Origin of the sequence: Methanolobus halotolerans (genome assembly GCF_004745425.1) — an archaeon.
GTDB lineage: Archaea > Halobacteriota > Methanosarcinia > Methanosarcinales > Methanosarcinaceae > Methanolobus > Methanolobus halotolerans.
Map to the genome: position 1 here is coordinate 219,374 of NZ_PGGK01000003.1, position 18,319 is coordinate 237,692.

Here is an 18,319-nt window from a genome sequence, read left to right on the forward strand (position 1 = left end):
GTCGCAAAGGTTTCTTCTTTGACACTGGTGCTTTGGAATATTGTCTGCTTTCTCATGTACTATTAAAAAGGTCAGCAAAAAGAGAAGTCTGGAATTTTGAAAATTATTCTTAAGACTTATGCTGTGTCCATCTGTCTATATCTTTGTCTATCTTTTCAACATCCTCTTCGATTCTCTTTTGCATATCCTCTGTCAAACCTTTAACACCTAAGGCTCTTCTGATATCTGACGTGCTCTCATATTTTTTGTCAGGAATATCCTGCAGATCAGAGATTATATTCTCGGAAGCATGATGTTTTTTAGCATAGTCCAGAATGTCTCTTTTATTCTTCGGATACTCTATTCCTTCCAGTGCTTCCTGTACAGCAGTTGCATTGCTTCTCATAGTTTCACTCCCCCGTTTAAAGGAATAATCATAGCTAGTATGTCATGCAGTAGTATAAATAAACACTAGAATTACATATAGATATTAAATAAAATATATAAATGATAACTTCCTGCCAGTGTAGATGCTCTAAGTTCTGATTAAATAACTATAAGCCGGCCTGATGATCTGGCCGGCTTTGCTTTCAAGATATCTATCTGGAAAAAGAACTTATGCTCCTCCTCTTCCACCAAAACCCTGACTGCTGCCTCCGTATGAACTGTCAGAGCTTTCCTTTGAACTCCCTGACATCGGATCTTGACTGGACTTAGAAGAACTGCTCTTAGAAGAATTGCTTTCAAGCTCTCTACTGATCTGCTCAGGACCTGTGTAGGCTTTTTCTGAAATGCTCCGCAGTTCGGACATTATGTTATCAGAAGCATCATGTTGTCTGGCATATTCAATAATTTCCTGTTTCCTTTTCGGATAATCCATGCCCCATAATGCTTTCTCAACTTCAGCGGCATTACTTCTCATAAATTCACCTCCCTCCTGCTTTAAGGGATTATACCCCAATTTACCATGAAAGCATATGATATAAATAGATACTTTTATAAAAAATCCTTTAAAAAATAGTTTGCTTGCTATAAGGCCTGTTTATACATATCAGCAGGATGATGACAATATCAAAAATCAGATCTACTAGCAAAATATCCTGATTGATTAATTTAAGATACTGCAGGTTACGCTGCGGTAAAACGCTCATAACATACAACTATGATTTGTTAAAAATATTAAAGATAAAGGTTCACTCTTGTCCCCGTTCACTCCTGAACGATGTGGAACTTTCCCCGGATATATGCCGGGCTGGCTCTGAGTGCAGTCCCTTTTCAAACTCATTTCGCAGATCTAAAGAGTTCTCATAGGTCCTGTCTGAAATATTTTGAAGGTCCGATATGATATCTTCTGTAAACCTGTGGTCTCTGGCATATTCAAGAATCTCATCTTTCTTTTTTGGATAATTCAGATATTCAAGTGCTTCCTGTATTGTAGCTGCTTTGCTTCTCATGGTTTCACTCCCCCTCTTTAAAGGATATCACTGGTCATTATCTGTAAAGGTATATAAATAAATACTCAAAATCAACGTTCTGCTTCTCTTTCACATTACAATATATTTGATATCGATATACTTAAATAAACTAACACCTCATATTTAATTGGGGAAGGTAATTTTTGCCTCATATGGAAAATCAAAAGGGAGTGATAACTATGGTTGTTCCGGATATGTTCTCAGCCAGTTCTTTGGAGGGGGACAAGATAGTAAACGACAAAGGTGAAGACCTTGGTAGTATAAAGGATATTGTGATTGATATAACAAACAACTCAGTTGCTTATGTTGTGATATCGTTCGGTGGTTTTATGGGCGTTGCTGACAAGCTTTTTGGTGTGCCTATCGAAGCCTTAAGGAAAATGCCGGGTAAAAAGGATACTTTTATTCTTAATATGGATAAGGAAAGATTAAAAGATGCTCCGGGCTTTGACAAAGATAAATGGCCGGGTATTTCCGGTGAGGCGCCGATAGACTACGCAGAATGTATCTATGGTTACTATGGATATGCATGTCCCTACGAGGGAACTGAAGTACTGGGAGAGAGTGAGCGAACCCAGGACCGGTCGCTTGAAGAACCCAGTGGACGGACGATCGAAGGACTTGGAGGCATAAGAGAAGGAGGCAGAACTGTCGAAGGCCTCGGAGGTATTCACGAAGAGGGTAGAACGCTCAAGTCACCCAGGAAGAGAACCGAAAGAAAATAAACATAAATGTTCCTTTGTAAATTGTATACAGAGCTATGAGCTCTTAGTATGCAATTTTACATACTAATATAAGCATCCAATCCAATGTTTTCGTATTCATGTAATTATGGAATTAACTTAAGCAATTATACTTGGAATGTGCTATTTTTCTTTGTGGAATGAATCGTCGATCTTACTGGAAAGAAGTTGTATCTCCTTCTGAAGTTCCTTTATCTCTTTTGATTGCGAAGCCCTGTCTTTTCCAAGAAGTATACTCGCAAATGCTGCAGTTATGTATCCGAAAATGGCAAGTGCATAAACAGACAGTAAAAAAGCCATTATCCGTCCTTCATTTGTTTGCGGCCAGTACTCACTGCCAAGTGTTGTCATGATCATGCCGGTCCACCAGAGCGCATCTCCGTAAGAACGGAAGTTTGGATACTCAAAACTGTACATGCCGGCTGCACCAAGCAGGGATATAAGAGTTGTAAGGGCTATCATATACCCCAACCCTCTTTGTTTCATTGTGTTCCTTACTATTCTCAGGCTTCTATTGAAAGAGGAAATCAGCCGGGCCAGATTAACTGGACGGCTAAAACGCAATATCTTAAGCAACCTCACTGATCTGAATATCTTAAGTATCCTTAAAGGAGGTAAAAGCAATGATATTGCTGACAGCCAGTTCTTGCTTAAATAGGCCTTTCTTCGGGGAGCAATATAGAGTTCTATAATAAAATCAACTATGAAAAGAATCCAGATAGCAGTACTCAGTATCTGTAAAAAAGAAGGAAGTCCGTACAACAGATCAATTACAATAAGGGTTAACCAAATTATGGATAGCAATATAAGAGGAGTTTCCAGAGTCTGGTTTATCTGGTAAAGTATCTCTTCACGTTCCTGATCGAACTTTTCTTTATCCATGCATTATTAATCTGTTAGAACTATATTTAATTCTTACATAGCAGTTAAATGGTAACTTTATTCATAAAGAATCACGCAACAAAAAAGTCCGGTTCCGGCTATTATAACAGTGTTTTATAAGCCGATCGGCTTCTATCTAAAATTCCCATGGTACTAAATAAGTCTGTACATAGGCTATGGTCTTCCAGTTTCTGTTACTTTCCGGAGAAAGCACTACTAAGATCTGCAGCAGTCTTATACCTCTTATCAGGCAGTGACTGCAGATCGTCGACTACGTCCTGGGAAGCACCATGGTCCTTGGCATAACTTACTACTTCCTGTTTCTCTTTAGGATATTCTATGCCTGCAAGTGCTTTCTGAACTTTAGCTGCATTTGATTTCAAATATCTCACCTCCCCTCTATATAAAGAGTTGCCCCAATTCACTATTATATTCCCTGATATAAATAAATACTCTTAGAACAAATTATTCAAAAAATACTTTACGTGGTATTGAAAACTAAGTTCGGGAAATGCAGTGGTTTCATTTTGTCAATATCTTATATATCAGGAATTCACATAAAAATTCTGATTCAATTATTACTCTAAGAGCAGTCTTTCTTCTCAGTTCGATCCCGGAACCTGATCCGATCTGCATTTTCTTTAGAATCAGTGTACTATACCTGAGTTCCGCAATACATAAATAAGCTCAAAATAGTTATTTATCGGTAGAGGCAAACCGCCTCATACCGAAAATCAAAAGGGAGTGGTTTATTTGGCTGTACCAAATATATTATCGGCTAGCAGTATTAATGGAGATAAAATTGTAAATAATAAGGGTGAAGATCTTGGGGATATAAAAGACGTAATGATCGATCTGGAAAGCGGATCAATTGCTTATGTCGTATTATCTTTTGGAGGTATCCTGGGTATCGGGGATAAGTTATTCGGAGTCCCTGCCGAAACTTTACACAAAAAGCCGGATGAGCATGCCTTCATTCTGAATGTGGATAAGGACAGGCTGGAAAATGCCCCGGGGTTTGACAAGGATAACTGGCCAGGGACCCATGGTGTCGACCATCAGGAATACATTAGAAATATCTATAGCCATTATGGCTATGAGCAGCGTCCCTCCCAGGGAACACAGATAATCGGGGAAAGGCAGGAGACAAGAGCCACCAGTGAGACCGGAGCGGCAAGAGATAGGCCTCCGGAAGCAGCTGCAGCTCCTGTAATGGGATCTGCAGCTACAAGCGAAGAGATTTCTGCCGGCAGAGTGGGTCAGGGTATGGAAATCTATCAGATATTAAAAGATGAACATGATAAAATGCTGAATCTTTTTGACGAAGCTATTAACACCGGTTCAAGGGATAGTTTCATGCAGATCAAGGCTGAACTGCATCCCCATATGAATGGTGAGGAAGAATTACTCTATCCGGTACTAAAGGAGAAAGGAAGCACCCACGACATCTCCATGGAAGGCTATGAGGAACATCACGTTGCAAAAGTCCTTTTATCAGAGCTGGACACCATGAGTGAAAAAGATGAAATGTGGATTCCTAAACTCAAGGTCCTGAAGGAAAATGTAAAGCACCACGTTGAAGAAGAGGAAAAGGAGATGTTCCCTGCTTCAAAAGATGTTCTAAGTGCTCAGAAAGCCGAGGAGATTGGCCAGAAGTATCTTGATTTCAAGAACAGATACGAGTCAACACATGGCAGATCTCTATAACTTGTATATTCTGTGAACACTTTCAAAAATATCAGGGGGAAACCCCTTGATATATTTTGATTATAATTATCAGGAACTATAAGTAAAAAAGGCTGCAGCTCCAATAAACACGGCCATTCATTTTCAATATAATCAAGAAAGAATTTTTCAATATTGAAATTCCTCATTCCTCCAGCTTCATAGCATGAGTAATATCAGATTACAAAATACAAAGCGGAAGAGGCTGGTAAGTTTGCAGAGTTAGTAAATCCATGCAATACCTCACAACTTTGCAGTAATTGTGGTGAAAAGGTTGATAAATCATTAGCAGTGAGAGTACATAACTGTCCTCATTGTTGATTAGTTCTTGACCGTGACCATAATGCCGCTATCAATATTCTCAATCGTGCTGTAGGAACTACAGCTCAGGCTTGTGGAATCGAGCCGTTGGATTCGATAATGAAGCAGGATGCCACACTATTTATAGGGCGGTAGTTCACTCAGGCTAGCTTTCAGGGCAGAACTCAAAGATATGTGCGACGTCCTGTGCTTCCTGATTACCTCAACTTCACTGGTTGCTAATTGATTTTTTCAACAAGTATTCAAATTATTAATTATAGATTAGTAACAGTTGAACATAAGATGTACTGCCAACCTATATATAATGGAATTTATAATTTTCTTATATAATATATATCCTGCATTTTATAAATTATCAGATTCTGCAGAAGAGCCTGTTCATATATAAGTAATAGAAGGTAGCAAATGAAAAAGGAATCGCAGTTATACAATAGTGTAAATTCTTTTATGTTAACAAAAAATGACAAGGAATACAAGGAAACACGGATTGAATTCTCCCCTGGCTGCCAGTTGAACATTTTCACTGCATTTCTTGAAGCTATGCCGATTCCCGTTTTCTGCAAAAATATGCAGGGAAAGTACACTGGCTACAACAAGGCCTTTGAGGAACTGCTGGGACTAAAACATGAAGAAATAATTGGTAAGTCTGTGTATGATATAGCATCAAAGGATACTGCCGAAAAATGCTCAGAAATGGATAAGCGACTCTTGCAAGATTCTGGAAGACAGCACTACGAATGGCAGATTAAAGATAATGCGGGAAATATCAGCAACGTTATCTTTAACAAAGCAACAATAAAGAAAAACGGTACATTAGACGGCATTATTGGCGTAATTTCTGATATAACTGAATGTAGAAAATCTGCGACTAATATGCACATTCAGGAGAACATGCTTAACATTATACTGGATGCACTTCCTCATCCTTTTATGGTCATTGACGCTAAAGATTATACTATTAAGCTTGCAAACTCTTCTGCAACTTCAACTTTCAACATTGGCTTAAAGAGCAAATGTTACCAGGCAAGTCACGGGCTTTGCAAACCCTGCAACGATTGCGATCATCCATGTCCCCTGGATGATATCAGGAAAACAGGAACACCTGCCAAGGTTGAGCACACTCATGTTGATTCGGATGGAAAATGCGTGTATGTAGAAATAAATGCCTACCCGGTCTTCAATGACAAAGGGGAACTTGACAGTATCATAGAATATTCAACGGACATAACTGAAACAAAAAAGACCGAAGATGAATTACGTCTGAGGGAAGCCAGGTTAAGGAGTATGGTCGGGATACTTCAGACAAGACATGAGTCTATACCGCAACTCCTTGATTTCACACTTAATGAAGCCATCAAGCTGACAGATAGTAGATTCGGATATATCTACTATTACAATGAGGCGAAAAAAGAGTTCACTCTGAACACATGGTCCAAAGATGTAATGGCTGAATGTGAAGTTGTCGAGCCTCAAACGGTCTACAAATTAGAGGACACCGGTATATGGGGGGAAGCTGTCAGGCAGCGCAGGACAATAATTATAAATGATTTCCATGCTCCTGATCCACTGAAAAAAGGTTGTCCCCGAGGACATGTTGAACTTGAAAGCTTCATGACAGTCCCCATTTTCCGGAATCAAAAGATCGTTGCTCTGGTAGGAGTAGCCAATAAGAAATCGAATTATACAGAAAACGATAAGCTTCAGATGACTTTGTTAATGGACTCTGTATGGAATATAATAGGGCAGACAGGTGCAGAAGGGGCGTTAAAAGAGAGTGAGGAAAAGTATCGTGGCCTGTTTGAGAATTTTGTTGGCGGTGTATCTATCCATGAGATGATATGGGATGAACAGGGCAAACCTGTGGACTATGTGTTCCTTGAGGCAAATGAGGCATTCGAGAAACATACCGGACTGAAAAGAGCAAATGTTCTGGGAAGGCGTATTACCAAAGTTCTTCCTGGTATTGAAAAAACATCATTTATTGAAATGTATGGGGAAGTCGTAAATACTGGCATTCCTGTTAATTTTGAAGAATTCTCTGAACCATTGCAGAGATACTATGATATCAGTGCGTATCGGGTAAATAAAGATATCTTTGCTACTGTGTTCCGTGATATTACTAAACGCAAGAATGCAGAGGAGAGTCTAAGCGAAAGTGAGGAACGTTTCAGGAGACTGGCTGAGAATGCTGATGATCTGATATATCGGTACCAATTCGCACCTGAAAGAGGATTCACGTACGTTAGTCCCGCTGCCACTAAGATTACGGGCTATACTCCGGAGGAACACTATGAAGACCCGGAATTAGGTTTTAAGCTTGTGCATCCTGATGACCGCGACTTGCTGGAATTCCTCTCAAAAGGAGGAGATAAAGATGGAAAGACTATCACGCTACGCTGGATCAGAAAGGATGGACAAATTATCTGGGCAGAACAAAAGAATGTCTTCGTTTATGATAAGAAGGATGATCTGGTAGCGTTGGAAGGCATAGCCAGGGACATCACTGACCGGAAGATTACAGAGATATACCGTGACATGGGTAGTGAGATTCTGCAGATACTAAATGAGCCCGGATCATTGAAGGATTCAATTCAGCGTGTTCTTACAACATTAAAAAAGCGAACTGAAGCTGATGCTGTGGGCATTCGCCTTAAAGATGGGGATGACTTTCCCTATATTGCACATGAAGGATTTTCCAATGACTTCCTGCAGATGGAAAACTCTCTGAAGGCTCACGAAAGAGACGGAGGCCTTTGCAGAGATTGTAATGGCAATATCAAACTGGAATGCACTTGCGGTTTAGTTATTTCCGGCAAGACCGATCCCTCCGATCCACTCTTCACACAAGGAGGAAGCTGCTGGACCAATGATTCTTTCTCCGTCCTTGGAATTCCTTCTGAACAGGACCTGCGGCTGCACCCACGTAACCAATGCATCCATCAGGGATATACTTCTGTGGCGCTTGTTCCCATTCGAATGAACAGTCAGATAGTTGGATTGATTCAACTCAACGACCGCAGAAAAGGTTTTTTTTCTCTTGCTGCTATTGAACAATTAGAAGGGATCGCAGCCCATATAGGTGGAGCTTTAATGCGCAATCGTGCAGAAAAAGCATTGCGTGAAAGTGAAGAAAAATACCGTTTACTTTCAGATGTATCTTTTGAAGGCATTGTCATACACAAAAATGGCGTAGCTATTGAGATCAATGAAGCAATGACCCGCATAACCGGTTATACTCGGGATGAATTGTTAGGCAAGAATCTTCTGCCATTTATTTTCCATCCGGATGATCTCGATATTGTCAGAGATAAAATGAAAGGGAACGTTACAAAGCCATATGAAGTCCGAGGTGTCAGAAAAAATGGATTGGTAATACCACTTGAAATTGAAGCATTCAATTTAACACATACTGATCGCCAGATTCGTGTTTCAGCAATTCGTGACATCACTGATCGCAAAAGGGCTGAAGAAGAATTGTCTATCAGTAATTTATATAACAGATCCTTGATAGCAGCCATTCCTGATTTGCTATTTGTGCTGAATAAAGACGGTGTGTTCCTTGATTATAAAGCGGCGGACGATGAAAGCCTGGCCATGCCCAAAGAGATGTTTTTAAATCGAAATATCTTCGAAGTTTTACCACAAGAGCAGGCTGTTAAAATAAAAGCAAGTATTGACGATGTTATAAAGGAAGATTTAATACGGACAATCGAATATCAAATGTTTGTTAAAAATGAAATAGGGCATTTTGAATGCAAAATAGCTTCTTTTGGCGAAGAAAAAGTTATTGCAATTGTCAGGGACATAACCGATCGCAAGACAACAGAGAAGAAGCTTGAGAAGGAAAAATCTCTGTTAACAGGCCTTCTTGACTCTATTCCGGATATGATCTTCTTCAAAGATCTGGATGGAATATATCTGGGATGCAATCCGGAATTCTCTAATTTTATAGGCAAGGACAGAAAGCAGATAATTGGCAATACGGATTATGATCTGGTTGATAAGGAGCTTGCTGACTTCTTTAGAAAGAACGATGCCATCATGTTGAAGGAAGGCTGCGCCAGACATAATGAAGAATGGGTTGAGTATCCGGACGGCAGAAAGGTCTTACTTGATACTACTAAAGCACCTTTAAAAAATTCAGCAGGAGAGACCATCGGGCTGGTGGGCATTGGTCGTGATATAACTTCTGACTGGTATACCGAACAAACCATCAGAGAGCTGAATCTGCTCAACCAGTCGACACTCAATTCCCTGGATGCGAATATTTGTGTACTGGATGAGACCGGAAACATCATTAAAACAAATAAATCCTGGACTAATTTTGCCATTGCTAATTCGGCGGACCTTGATAAAGTAAGCGAAGGTACAAATTATATCCACACAGCAAAAAACTCCAGAGGTAAGGATAGAAATATTGCTTTGCAGTTTGCAAAAGGTATTGAGGACGTAATGATGGGAGTTAGCGAGCAATTCGATCTTGAATATCCGTGTGATTCCCCAGAAGAAAAAAGATGGTTTGTTGGCAAAGTCCGTCCCTTTGAAAGTATCGATTCTTTCCCCCGCAAAGTTGTTATCTCTCACATTAACATTACCAATCGTAAACTTGCTGAGAATAAGCTGCTGGAATATGCAAGTGAGGTGAAAAGAAAGAATGTAGAGCTTGATATGGCGTTGTCCAGAGCAGAAGAAGCTACCAGGGCCAAGAGCGAGTTCCTTGCCAATATGTCCCATGAGATACGTACGCCCATGAACGGTGTGATAGGTATGGCAGGACTACTTATGGAAACGGAGCTTGATGAGGAACAACAACGTTATGCAGAAACAGTACAAACAAGCGGAGAATTGTTACTTAGCCTGATAAATGATATATTGGATTTCTCAAAGATAGAGGCAGGTAAGCTTGAACTGGAAGTTCTGGATTTTGACCTGAGCAATGTGCTGGATGACTTCGCTACAATGCTGGCAGTAAAAGCCCATGATAAAGAACTTGAGTTCATATGTGCAGCAGAACCTGATGTGCCTGTCCATATAAGAGGTGATCCCGGCCGTTTACAACAGATACTTACCAACCTGGCAGGCAATGCCGTTAAGTTCACTCATCAGGGGGAAGTGGTAGTAAGCGTCAGCCTTGAGGTGGAGACGGATACAGAAGCATTGTTGCGTTTTGTAGTCAGGGATACGGGCGTAGGTATCCCTGCGGATAAGATAGAAAACCTCTTTAACACATTCTATCAGGTAGATGCTTCTACAACAAGACAATATGGTGGCACAGGCCTTGGACTTGCTATCTCCAAACAGCTTGTAGGGATGATGGGGGGAGAAATAGGCGTGCAAAGTGAAGAGGGCAAAGGTTCTGAATTCTGGTTCAAGGTTCCTTTTGTTAAATATTCAGGCAGAATGGATAGTGAACCAGTTCTGAACAGTATTAAAGATGTGCGTATACTTGTAGTAGACGATAACAGCACAAATCGTGAGATACTGATGAAACAGATATCTTCATGGGGTGCCAGTGTAAAAGAAGTTGCAGATGGTCCCCTGGCATTGCAGGCTCTTTACAGAGCGCACGAAAATAAAGAACAGTTCCAGGTTGCCATTCTGGATATGCATATGCCCGGGATGGATGGTCTTACACTTGCAAAGATCATTAAATCTGATCAAAAGCTTAAAGGGATCAAACTGATAATGCTGACATCCCTTGGGCAATGGGCTACAGCCGAAAATTCTGAAAGGAAGCATTTTGCAGCATACCTTACCAAACCTGTAGCCCAGAAAGAACTGTTGAACAAGCTCTCAACGATATTTACAATGGAGAATGATACGGATAAAACACAATTATCTAAACCCGGACACATTCATTCTGAAAGGTCACACAAGAAAACTAATCTCAGGATACTACTGGCTGAAGACAATATAGTCAACCAGAAAGTTGCTCAGGGTATGTTAAGAAAACTTGGCTATCGTGCAGACACCGTAGCTAATGGCAGAGAAGCAGTACAAGCACTTGAAATGGTTCTATACGATCTGGTATTAATGGATGTGCAGATGCCAGAGATGGACGGGGTTGAAGCTACAAGTCTAATCCGGAATCCGGATTCGTCAGTTCTCGACAGGCAGGTCCCGATAATAGCAATGACAGCACATGCCATGAAGGGAGATAAAGAGCGTTTTATAAAAGCTGGCATGAATGATTACATCTCAAAACCTGTTTCATTACAGGCACTTATGGAATTGCTGGATAAATGGTCTATGGCAGCACATGAAAAAACCCATCACAATAGCATCTTTTACGAGTCGGATAACCAGGAAGATCTGCCTGTATTTGACAGAGATTCGTTTATGGAAAGAACGATGAACGATATAGATCTTGCGCGCCATATAATCTCCATCTATCTTGAAAATACTCCAAAGCAGCTAGAAGCTCTAAAGGAAAGTATAAGCAATGATAACGCTGATAACATCTGTCACTATGCACATGGGATAAAAGGTTCCTCTGCTAACATAGGTGGTATGGCCCTTAGCAGTGTCGCTTCTGAGATGGAGAAAAAGACAAAAGCAGGAGAAACTAAAGAAGCTGCTGTTATGATGGCAGAAATGGAAGATCTTTTTAATGCATTAATACAACATTTGAAAGATATATGATCGGGTTTTACTGTTAACATCCTCTAAATAGCCACCAAGATCTCCATCCGGTCAGTAAAATACCATGTAAATGACCCCTGTTATCAGCAGACTACAAACTCCCATGACCGCACCGCCGATGGTATATGTCTTCAGCACTTCGAGAGTTTCCATCTCTGCAAAATCAGCCAGTATCCAGAAATAAGGGTCATTGAAATGGGATATTAGGAATGTCCCCGAGGCCATTGAGAAAAGTACGATCTCCGCAGGCAGGCCCAGTTCCGGCATAATTGGTATGACCAGTGCGGATGCTATGAACAATGTCACCATTCTTGAACCCTGTACTGTCTGAACAGCCGCAGCAACGAGGAACGGGACTAACAGGACAGGTATGCTTGACTCAAGCAGCATGTTACCAAGTGCTTCACCGACACCTGCCACTGCAAGGGTGGCTCCCAGTGCACCTCCGCCACAAATATCAAGTAATACCAGTCCACTTCTGCGTATTCCTTTCTCGACCCACGCCCTTATGTCAGCAGATGCAAAATTCCTTGCCGGGAGTGTCATTGCAAGTATGGCGCCTGAAAAAAGAGCTATACTTTCATGGCCGATTAGTTCAATTACTGGAATATTTGTAAGAAGGCGAGTAACAATTAGCAAGATCGGGACAAGAATCGGTATGTAGCTTGCAGTCCTGTATGTAAGTATCTTTGTCTCACTCTCTTGTTTAACCATGTTCTCGCAACAATCAGCTTTCAGGCTGAAATTATAATACCTGCTGGCATACAGGTACCCTATAAAAAATACTACCGTTGCAATGGTGGCTCCTATGAATAGAACCCTTGTTAGACTAATTTCCTCAGGTCCCATTTCATTGACAAAGGCATAGATCCCGGGTGAAGGGTACAGCAGGCCGAAAGATGCCATTGTTGCCAGCGCAAGGGCAACTTCGGTAAGGCCCTTTGGAAATCCATGCTTGTCGCTGAGGTCTTTAGCAACCGGGAGAAAAATTATAAACGCCAGTATCAGACACATCATCGGAACTGCAAAAACAAATCCAAGCAAAGCGATAGCCAGTATAGGTCTTTTGAACAGTTTCGTGATATCTTCAGCAATAAGCGCAGTAGCACCGGTCTTGTGTAGTATGACACCTATGATACTCCCGGAAGTAACTATGATCGCATATTGTGCAAATATACTGCTCATACCTGCGGTTATTGTATCAAGAGTGGCTCCGATCTCACCCGCAAGGACCCCCACCAGAACTGACCCTGCTATCAAACTGATAAATGGATGAACCCTCAGCCGTGCAGTAAGCACCAGTATGAAAACAAGTGCTATAAGGAAAATGAGTAGAGGACTCATTATGAATAAATGTGCATATGTTCTTATAAAACTAACTGAGCCTATCTAAAATAGAAAGGTTTCTATACTGGCATTTTTATGCCATCAACATAAATAATTTTCCACACGATCCCGAATTATTCTGAAGAAAGGGGCACCTAAGTCCTTCAGTGAAAATGAGAATTGGCACGAGCGCTATAGAAATATTACAAGAGGATCCGTATAAGAGAAATAAGCCCGGGTATTATAACTCTTACCCGGGGCAGGCTTCTGATATACGGATCAGTCTTTTAGTTTTCAACATACAGGAGATACAGACAGCTGTTCTCTCGCATTTCCATGAATCCCTGTGTTTCGGAAATGCCGGCCTTCTCCAGAAGGACCTTCTTCCAGGATTCCGGTGGCAGTGCTATCTCACCCGTATAAGCCTTAGCACCTATCTGTGCGTACTGGAGAGGTTTTCCTCCGACAGTTATTCTTTTTGCAACCTCTCTCCTGTAGGTTTGATGCATCATGCATGCACTGTGGGCAGCCGAAGGCTGTATCGTGTGGTTAAAGTGATCTGTGGCTTCTATGTGCACCGGATTGAAATTACCTATCCGTTTTATATATTCCCGAATAGCCTTTGAGAAAGGACATATGTTAGTCACGAATCCGCACTTACTGATCTGCTCGATACTCTCAAAGGATGAGAATACGGATTCTCCACTGACCACTGCACTTGCAAAATCGTCCCATGTCTCATATTCCTCTTCCGGCACGGACTTGGCGAGGGACTGGGCCTGCCCGACCATATAATTAGTAAAACCTTCTACTCCCTGTTTATCAGAAATGTCTTCAAAGAACAGGTATACAGAAACGTCAACAAAAGGATTTGATTCAATGTTCTCAGCCATATTATCACCATTATTCGAGTATTTCCTCGCCGGCACTCTTGCCCTTAACGATCAAAGCAAAGACACATGATGCACTGCGCAATATGCTTTTGATATGACGCTCGTCCACGTTTATCCTTGCAAGGTTTTCCTGCACCATCTTCACGTCCCCTGTCATCCCCTTGTTTGCAAGCTGGAGACATTCGAGTGCCTGCTTTGCAACGGTTATATTGTTAGCTGCAACTTCCCTGAATTTCTGGTGTGTAATACAGTAATTGGAAACAGCAGAGTCTCTGATGCGGTTATTGTAACTATCTGCAACATCAGTGTCCGAATCCGGGATCGGCCCTATCCTGGAGATGTATCTTCTCATGGTCGGGGCCATAGGGCAGGTCTTAAGTGCATACACATACCCGATCACATCTCCGTCCTTATCTATAATTGCAAGATCTGTCAATACGTTAACAGCACCTTCTACCGTGAGTGACGTTCTTCCTTCTTTCATTGCCACGTTAAAGGCAGGCCAGCCGACGTAAGCTTCTTTTCCCATCCTTTCCGCATAGCTTTCACCTACACGGAGCCAGTATTCTACAACACCCTCCGTTCCTGCTTTGCTGACCATATCGTCAACAAGTGAATATATCGCGATGTCCATCATTGTTATGGGTCTCCTTTATTCATCTCGTACTTTTGCGCCTCAAATACTTTATTTATATATTAATTGCGCTGATAGTTTTTATTCTTTACCATTGAATTCAATTGTTTATATTAAAATAATCTTATTTTTTATTCCACTGCAGTTCCGGATTTGCAGGATATAATTCCGATGTTGTCATATTGTCCTCTGATATCAGGTTGTCAGCCTCCTCCGTAGAGCCGACTTCAATCTCAAAGGTGTCCTCGCCCGCAACATTGTATCTTAAAACAAGTTGTCCGTTCTGCAGCCTTAATAAGCGGACATAATCATCCTCATAGGAATCAATTCCGGTTTCATATCCCATCTGGCTTTTCGCAGTCCACCTACAAATTTCTGTGATCATCTCTTCGGCTTTGCAACCAGCGGGGATACGCTCTTCCGTATTTTCAGTATCACTTTCAGCCAGACTATCAAAAGCAAGCTCTTCCCGAATCTTCTTCAGGCTGTATTGCCTGTTCTTGTTACCAGAATGTTTCGGTTTTACAGATTTGACTTCACATCCGTCATCCAGTCTGGCCAGGGAGTGCAACATCTCTACGAATGAAGAGCCCCGCGTACTGTCCCGGGATCTTTGCTTCTCAAGATGCTGTATCCATATATTTTTCATGTTGATTCGACCATGCAAGTATAGATGAGTAATTATTTTCAGGCTAATAGTTTTCTTATTGAATCGCGGAGCTTTTCTGTAGAAGTCGGCTCCAGAAGCAGGAACATGTCCCCGTACACAGTGTTGAGTCCTGTGCCATCCCCTGCATTATGTACCATGAACATCGTTTCAATGTTCATCACTCCTGCAGGTTTTGTACCTATCCGGGAGAAAGCGGTTTCAAATATCTTTTTTATGGGTCCGATGGTGACAAGTGGTGGTGACTGGTAAATTCCAAGGCCCAGGAAAGAAGACATCGCGTTCATGTAAGATCCGGTAAAGATGTTACCAAGTTCTGAAAGTGCGGACTCGTTTATTGTAGGATCCCCTGTAATATTATTGCTCTCAAGCATCAGATCGCTCAGGAGGACCGAATTGTTGAACTCCAGCAAAAGCACAGCCGCACCTTTAAGCTCCCCTCCTATATTTACAATGATACCTGTCATCGTGATGGAATCCGGGATCGAGCTGGCAATACTTTGCGGATTGAACATCCTGGCATCCGAGAGGTTCAGCCGGACAGATCTCCCTACCAGTTCAGAGAGGGCTGTCGTAGCGTTTCCCATACCGATGCTTCCGATCTCTTTCAGGGCATCTGTTTCCAAACTATCAAGTTCTTTCATTCTAGTACCTTGCTTGCTTTTTTGTTTAGTGGTTTTCAGCTTCTTCCATGTAGAATTTCTCTCCAACAAAGAAGCGGACATACTCTTCTTTTCCACCTTTTACGATACGTATCCTGCTCCTGTCCAGTTCGGCAAGATTGAGGAAAAGCCCCTCAAATCTCGAAACGGTTCTCTCTTCATGGGCTGTTGCATTTATTAAACCTATTAGCATCAATTCACTGGAGTCGAATCTTTCCGCCATCCCTGATACGAATTCATATGCCTTTGTTTCACCTTCTGTCACGATAAGCTGGGTGACCGGTTCAAATATAACTGCACAGTCTTTTGGCAACTTCGCAGTAAGGTCAAAGAACTTTTCAAGTTCTGTGACAGGTAGTTTTATGATTCCATTCTCTTCACTGACAGTCTTTGCAGTACTGGATATCTCAATGAACTTCATGGCCCCTACGTCTATGAGGTCTCCGAGTTTCTCCCTGTAAAGGGATGTGCGTGGCTGGGTAGAGACCAGGACAGTGTTCACCATCTCCCCGTAAAGCCTCAGGCAAACTTCAATTACGGCATCCTCATATCTTGCATGGGGATTGTATTCCAGTAGTGTCGACCGCTTGAAAATGCCGGCCGTCTGCTCGAATTCAGGAAGGGTGTCCGTGTCGTTATTTAATGGACACTGAACGATCTCACAACTGTATGTGCTACAGTCACTATTGCTGTCACAGTCCATACAGGAAGTCATCCCCTTTTCAACAACGCATTCATAGATCGGACAGCCTGCCTCACCATCCTTGTTCCCGGGGATGCATCCCTGGCACTCTTCAATGGAGTATTTTTCACACACAGAACAGTTCTTTCCGCAGGCGGTCTTCAGGATATGGCCTTTCTGGAAGACCATTCCTTCAAGGAGGAAGTCACCCAGTTTTGCGCGGGGGATGGTCCTGAATGCATTGAACATAATAAAACCTGCAGCAGCAAAGATCGTGGTATAAACAGCGCCCCAGAATCCCATGAATATAAGAATGGTCTCTGTTATCAGTGGGTCAGAATTACTGACAGCCACAGAAGAGAAGATGGATGTAGTGATAAGAAATACGGCAGTAAGTGCCAGAAGCAGCCAGGCGATGGACCCGTTCTGGGTCTCAAGATGGACTCTTACCCAGAAGTATATGGCTGCCATTCCGGTTGAAAGTGAAACCGAAATGAAGATTATATATATGTAGATCAGTGTAGTGTCCGAAGTTAACATCTTGCTGCCACCTTAGCCTTTTTAAACCATTATTATTAATATATAAATATACATACTAATATATTTTCTCGCCTTTAAGCGCACTTTTCACTGTAAGTTCGCCGTTTTCCGTATCAAGTACAATCGTACGGCCATAGTTCTCACCGGTATCTTCTGCGAGGACAGGTATTCTCAGTTGTTTTAGAATCTCTTTTGTTGCAATGACATTGCGCTCACCTATGTTCAGCTGTGCACTCGAACTGAAGGAGAACATCCTTGCCCCACCTGCGATCTTTGCCTTTATCGCGCTTTTAGTGGCACCTTCGGCCAGCATGCAATCCAGAAGATAGTGTATCCCGGTATCGGCAAATTTAGCAAGATTATCCTTGGATCTTGCGTTCTCAACGCTGGGAAGCATTATATGCACCATGCCTCCGATGCAGCTTCTTTTGTCGTACATGGCAACGCCTACACACGAACCCAGTCCCAGGGTAGTGATCTTCACAGGTTTTTTTGCTACTGCGCTGTCTGCCATTCCGACGATTATCATATTATTCAGGTACGCATCGCATCTATTCTGTTAAGGATGGTCTTCATGGATATCGAGTCTATCAACATGTACATATCTCCACTCATACTCTGATACTGGTCTTCAGACTCTATCTCAAAAAGTGTGGTCAGCCCGATCACATGCTCGATCTTACCATTGAAATGTTTACTGCATTTCTTCAACAGATCATCAGGGCTGCCTTCTGATATTATCGGTATCGAAGGGATAACTGAAAGGTCCAGGAATTTGGAAAGGGAATTATAATATGCCCCTGCAAGGATATTCGCCACTTCTACCAGAACTGACCTTCGCATATAACCATCAGACTCGTGTTGTTCCAGCAACATCTCTGAAAGGGATTCGGAGTGCTTTTGATTAAGCATAAGCAGGAAACCACCATTGAGATCCCCTACTACTTTTACAATAGCTCCGACCCGGTTGTACTCTGAATCTGAGGAGATCTTGTTCAAACCAAGTAATGTGAAAGCAGATCCGCTAACACTGACAGATTTGCCAACAAGCTGGGAAAGAGCTGTAGTAGCGTTCCCCATACCTATATTACCAACCTCGTCCAGTGCATCGTAATAAAATTTATCCAGTATTATGTTCATTTTGAAAC

The 18,319-nt window shown here is 41.8% G+C and carries 17 protein-coding genes; 4 read left to right on the top strand and 13 right to left on the bottom strand.

Going from position 1 to position 18,319, the window contains the following annotated elements; genetic code table 11:
• Positions 1–109 precede the first annotated feature (109 nt).
• The 3 genes from CUN85_RS04340 to CUN85_RS04350 all read right to left on the bottom strand — a co-directional run bounded on the left by CUN85_RS04340 (position 110) and on the right by CUN85_RS04350 (position 1,433).
• Complete coding sequence (locus tag CUN85_RS04340) at positions 110–385, bottom strand: DUF2795 domain-containing protein (protein WP_135389086.1); 276 nt, start codon at positions 383–385, stop codon at positions 110–112.
• A gap of 210 nt (positions 386–595) precedes the next feature.
• The gene (locus tag CUN85_RS04345) at positions 596–901 is read right to left on the bottom strand and encodes a DUF2795 domain-containing protein (RefSeq protein WP_135389087.1); all 306 of its coding nucleotides are present in this window, start codon (positions 899–901) and stop codon (positions 596–598) included.
• A 271-nt stretch (positions 902–1,172) separates the two neighbouring features.
• On the bottom strand, positions 1,173–1,433 hold the full coding sequence (locus CUN85_RS04350; RefSeq protein ID WP_135389088.1) for a DUF2795 domain-containing protein: 261 nt from the start codon (positions 1,431–1,433) through the stop codon (positions 1,173–1,175).
• 200 nt (positions 1,434–1,633) lie between these two features.
• Here CUN85_RS04350 and CUN85_RS04355 point away from each other — a divergent pair, with 200 nt between their 5' ends.
• On the top strand, positions 1,634–2,179 hold the full coding sequence (locus tag CUN85_RS04355) for a PRC-barrel domain-containing protein (protein WP_135389089.1): 546 nt from the start codon (positions 1,634–1,636) through the stop codon (positions 2,177–2,179).
• 141 nt (positions 2,180–2,320) lie between these two features.
• Here the strand turns inward: CUN85_RS04355 and CUN85_RS04360 are convergent, their stop codons facing one another.
• Complete coding sequence (locus tag CUN85_RS04360) at positions 2,321–3,079, bottom strand: ion transporter (protein ID WP_135389090.1); 759 nt, start codon at positions 3,077–3,079, stop codon at positions 2,321–2,323.
• A gap of 194 nt (positions 3,080–3,273) precedes the next feature.
• Positions 3,274–3,462 (bottom strand): DUF2795 domain-containing protein, encoded by a 189-nt coding sequence (locus CUN85_RS04365; RefSeq protein WP_135389091.1) that lies wholly within the window; start codon positions 3,460–3,462, stop codon positions 3,274–3,276.
• A gap of 370 nt (positions 3,463–3,832) precedes the next feature.
• Here CUN85_RS04365 and CUN85_RS04370 point away from each other — a divergent pair, with 370 nt between their 5' ends.
• The 3 genes from CUN85_RS04370 (at position 3,833) to CUN85_RS04385 (ending at position 11,767) form a co-directional block, all read left to right on the top strand.
• Entirely contained in the window at positions 3,833–4,786 is a 954-nt protein-coding gene (locus CUN85_RS04370; protein WP_135389092.1) for a hemerythrin domain-containing protein, read from the top strand.
• A gap of 198 nt (positions 4,787–4,984) precedes the next feature.
• The gene (locus tag CUN85_RS13295; RefSeq protein WP_235856198.1) at positions 4,985–5,125 is read left to right on the top strand and encodes a transposase; all 141 of its coding nucleotides are present in this window, start codon (positions 4,985–4,987) and stop codon (positions 5,123–5,125) included.
• A gap of 447 nt (positions 5,126–5,572) precedes the next feature.
• On the top strand, positions 5,573–11,767 hold the full coding sequence (locus CUN85_RS04385; protein WP_235856192.1) for a PAS domain S-box protein: 6,195 nt from the start codon (positions 5,573–5,575) through the stop codon (positions 11,765–11,767).
• A gap of 51 nt (positions 11,768–11,818) precedes the next feature.
• On the opposite strand, the gene CUN85_RS04390 is transcribed toward CUN85_RS04385, so the two are convergent.
• The 8 genes from CUN85_RS04390 to CUN85_RS04425 form a co-directional block, all read right to left on the bottom strand.
• Entirely contained in the window at positions 11,819–13,111 is a 1,293-nt protein-coding gene (locus CUN85_RS04390) for a GntP family permease (protein WP_135389093.1), read from the bottom strand.
• 269 nt (positions 13,112–13,380) lie between these two features.
• Positions 13,381–13,986, bottom strand: a complete 606-nt coding sequence (locus CUN85_RS04395; RefSeq protein ID WP_135389094.1) for a hypothetical protein — start codon at positions 13,984–13,986, stop codon at positions 13,381–13,383.
• 10 nt (positions 13,987–13,996) lie between these two features.
• Entirely contained in the window at positions 13,997–14,623 is a 627-nt protein-coding gene (locus tag CUN85_RS04400) for a hypothetical protein (RefSeq protein WP_135389095.1), read from the bottom strand.
• A gap of 121 nt (positions 14,624–14,744) precedes the next feature.
• Entirely contained in the window at positions 14,745–15,269 is a 525-nt protein-coding gene (locus CUN85_RS04405) for a hypothetical protein (RefSeq protein WP_135389096.1), read from the bottom strand.
• Positions 15,270–15,307: 38 nt separating this feature from the next.
• Positions 15,308–15,931, bottom strand: a complete 624-nt coding sequence (locus CUN85_RS04410; RefSeq protein WP_167848790.1) for a chemotaxis protein CheC — start codon at positions 15,929–15,931, stop codon at positions 15,308–15,310.
• A 25-nt stretch (positions 15,932–15,956) separates the two neighbouring features.
• Positions 15,957–17,171, bottom strand: a complete 1,215-nt coding sequence (locus CUN85_RS04415; RefSeq protein WP_135389098.1) for a DUF3795 domain-containing protein — start codon at positions 17,169–17,171, stop codon at positions 15,957–15,959.
• A 55-nt stretch (positions 17,172–17,226) separates the two neighbouring features.
• Positions 17,227–17,685 carry a chemotaxis protein CheD gene (locus tag CUN85_RS04420; protein WP_235856193.1) on the bottom strand — a complete coding sequence of 153 codons (459 nt, stop codon included), beginning with the start codon at positions 17,683–17,685 and terminating at the stop codon, positions 17,227–17,229.
• Positions 17,686–17,705: 20 nt separating this feature from the next.
• On the bottom strand, positions 17,706–18,311 hold the full coding sequence (locus CUN85_RS04425) for a chemotaxis protein CheC (RefSeq protein ID WP_135389100.1): 606 nt from the start codon (positions 18,309–18,311) through the stop codon (positions 17,706–17,708).
• Positions 18,312–18,319 lie beyond the last annotated feature (8 nt).

Coding starts and splice junctions, on each gene's coding strand:
- CUN85_RS04340 (WP_135389086.1), bottom strand. CDS start 385: ATGAGAAGCAATGCAACTGCTGTACAGGAAGCACTGGAAGGAATAGAG.
- CUN85_RS04345 (WP_135389087.1), bottom strand. CDS start 901: ATGAGAAGTAATGCCGCTGAAGTTGAGAAAGCATTATGGGGCATGGAT.
- CUN85_RS04350 (WP_135389088.1), bottom strand. CDS start 1,433: ATGAGAAGCAAAGCAGCTACAATACAGGAAGCACTTGAATATCTGAAT.
- CUN85_RS04355 (WP_135389089.1), top strand. CDS start 1,634: ATGGTTGTTCCGGATATGTTCTCAGCCAGTTCTTTGGAGGGGGACAAG.
- CUN85_RS04360 (WP_135389090.1), bottom strand. CDS start 3,079: ATGGATAAAGAAAAGTTCGATCAGGAACGTGAAGAGATACTTTACCAG.
- CUN85_RS04385 (WP_235856192.1), top strand. CDS start 5,573: ATGTTAACAAAAAATGACAAGGAATACAAGGAAACACGGATTGAATTC.
- CUN85_RS04390 (WP_135389093.1), bottom strand. CDS start 13,111: ATGAGTCCTCTACTCATTTTCCTTATAGCACTTGTTTTCATACTGGTG.
- CUN85_RS04395 (WP_135389094.1), bottom strand. CDS start 13,986: ATGGCTGAGAACATTGAATCAAATCCTTTTGTTGACGTTTCTGTATAC.
- CUN85_RS04400 (WP_135389095.1), bottom strand. CDS start 14,623: ATGATGGACATCGCGATATATTCACTTGTTGACGATATGGTCAGCAAA.
- CUN85_RS04405 (WP_135389096.1), bottom strand. CDS start 15,269: ATGAAAAATATATGGATACAGCATCTTGAGAAGCAAAGATCCCGGGAC.
- CUN85_RS04410 (WP_167848790.1), bottom strand. CDS start 15,931: ATGAAAGAACTTGATAGTTTGGAAACAGATGCCCTGAAAGAGATCGGA.
- CUN85_RS04415 (WP_135389098.1), bottom strand. CDS start 17,171: ATGTTAACTTCGGACACTACACTGATCTACATATATATAATCTTCATT.
- CUN85_RS04420 (WP_235856193.1), bottom strand. CDS start 17,685: ATGGCAGACAGCGCAGTAGCAAAAAAACCTGTGAAGATCACTACCCTG.
- CUN85_RS04425 (WP_135389100.1), bottom strand. CDS start 18,311: ATGAACATAATACTGGATAAATTTTATTACGATGCACTGGACGAGGTT.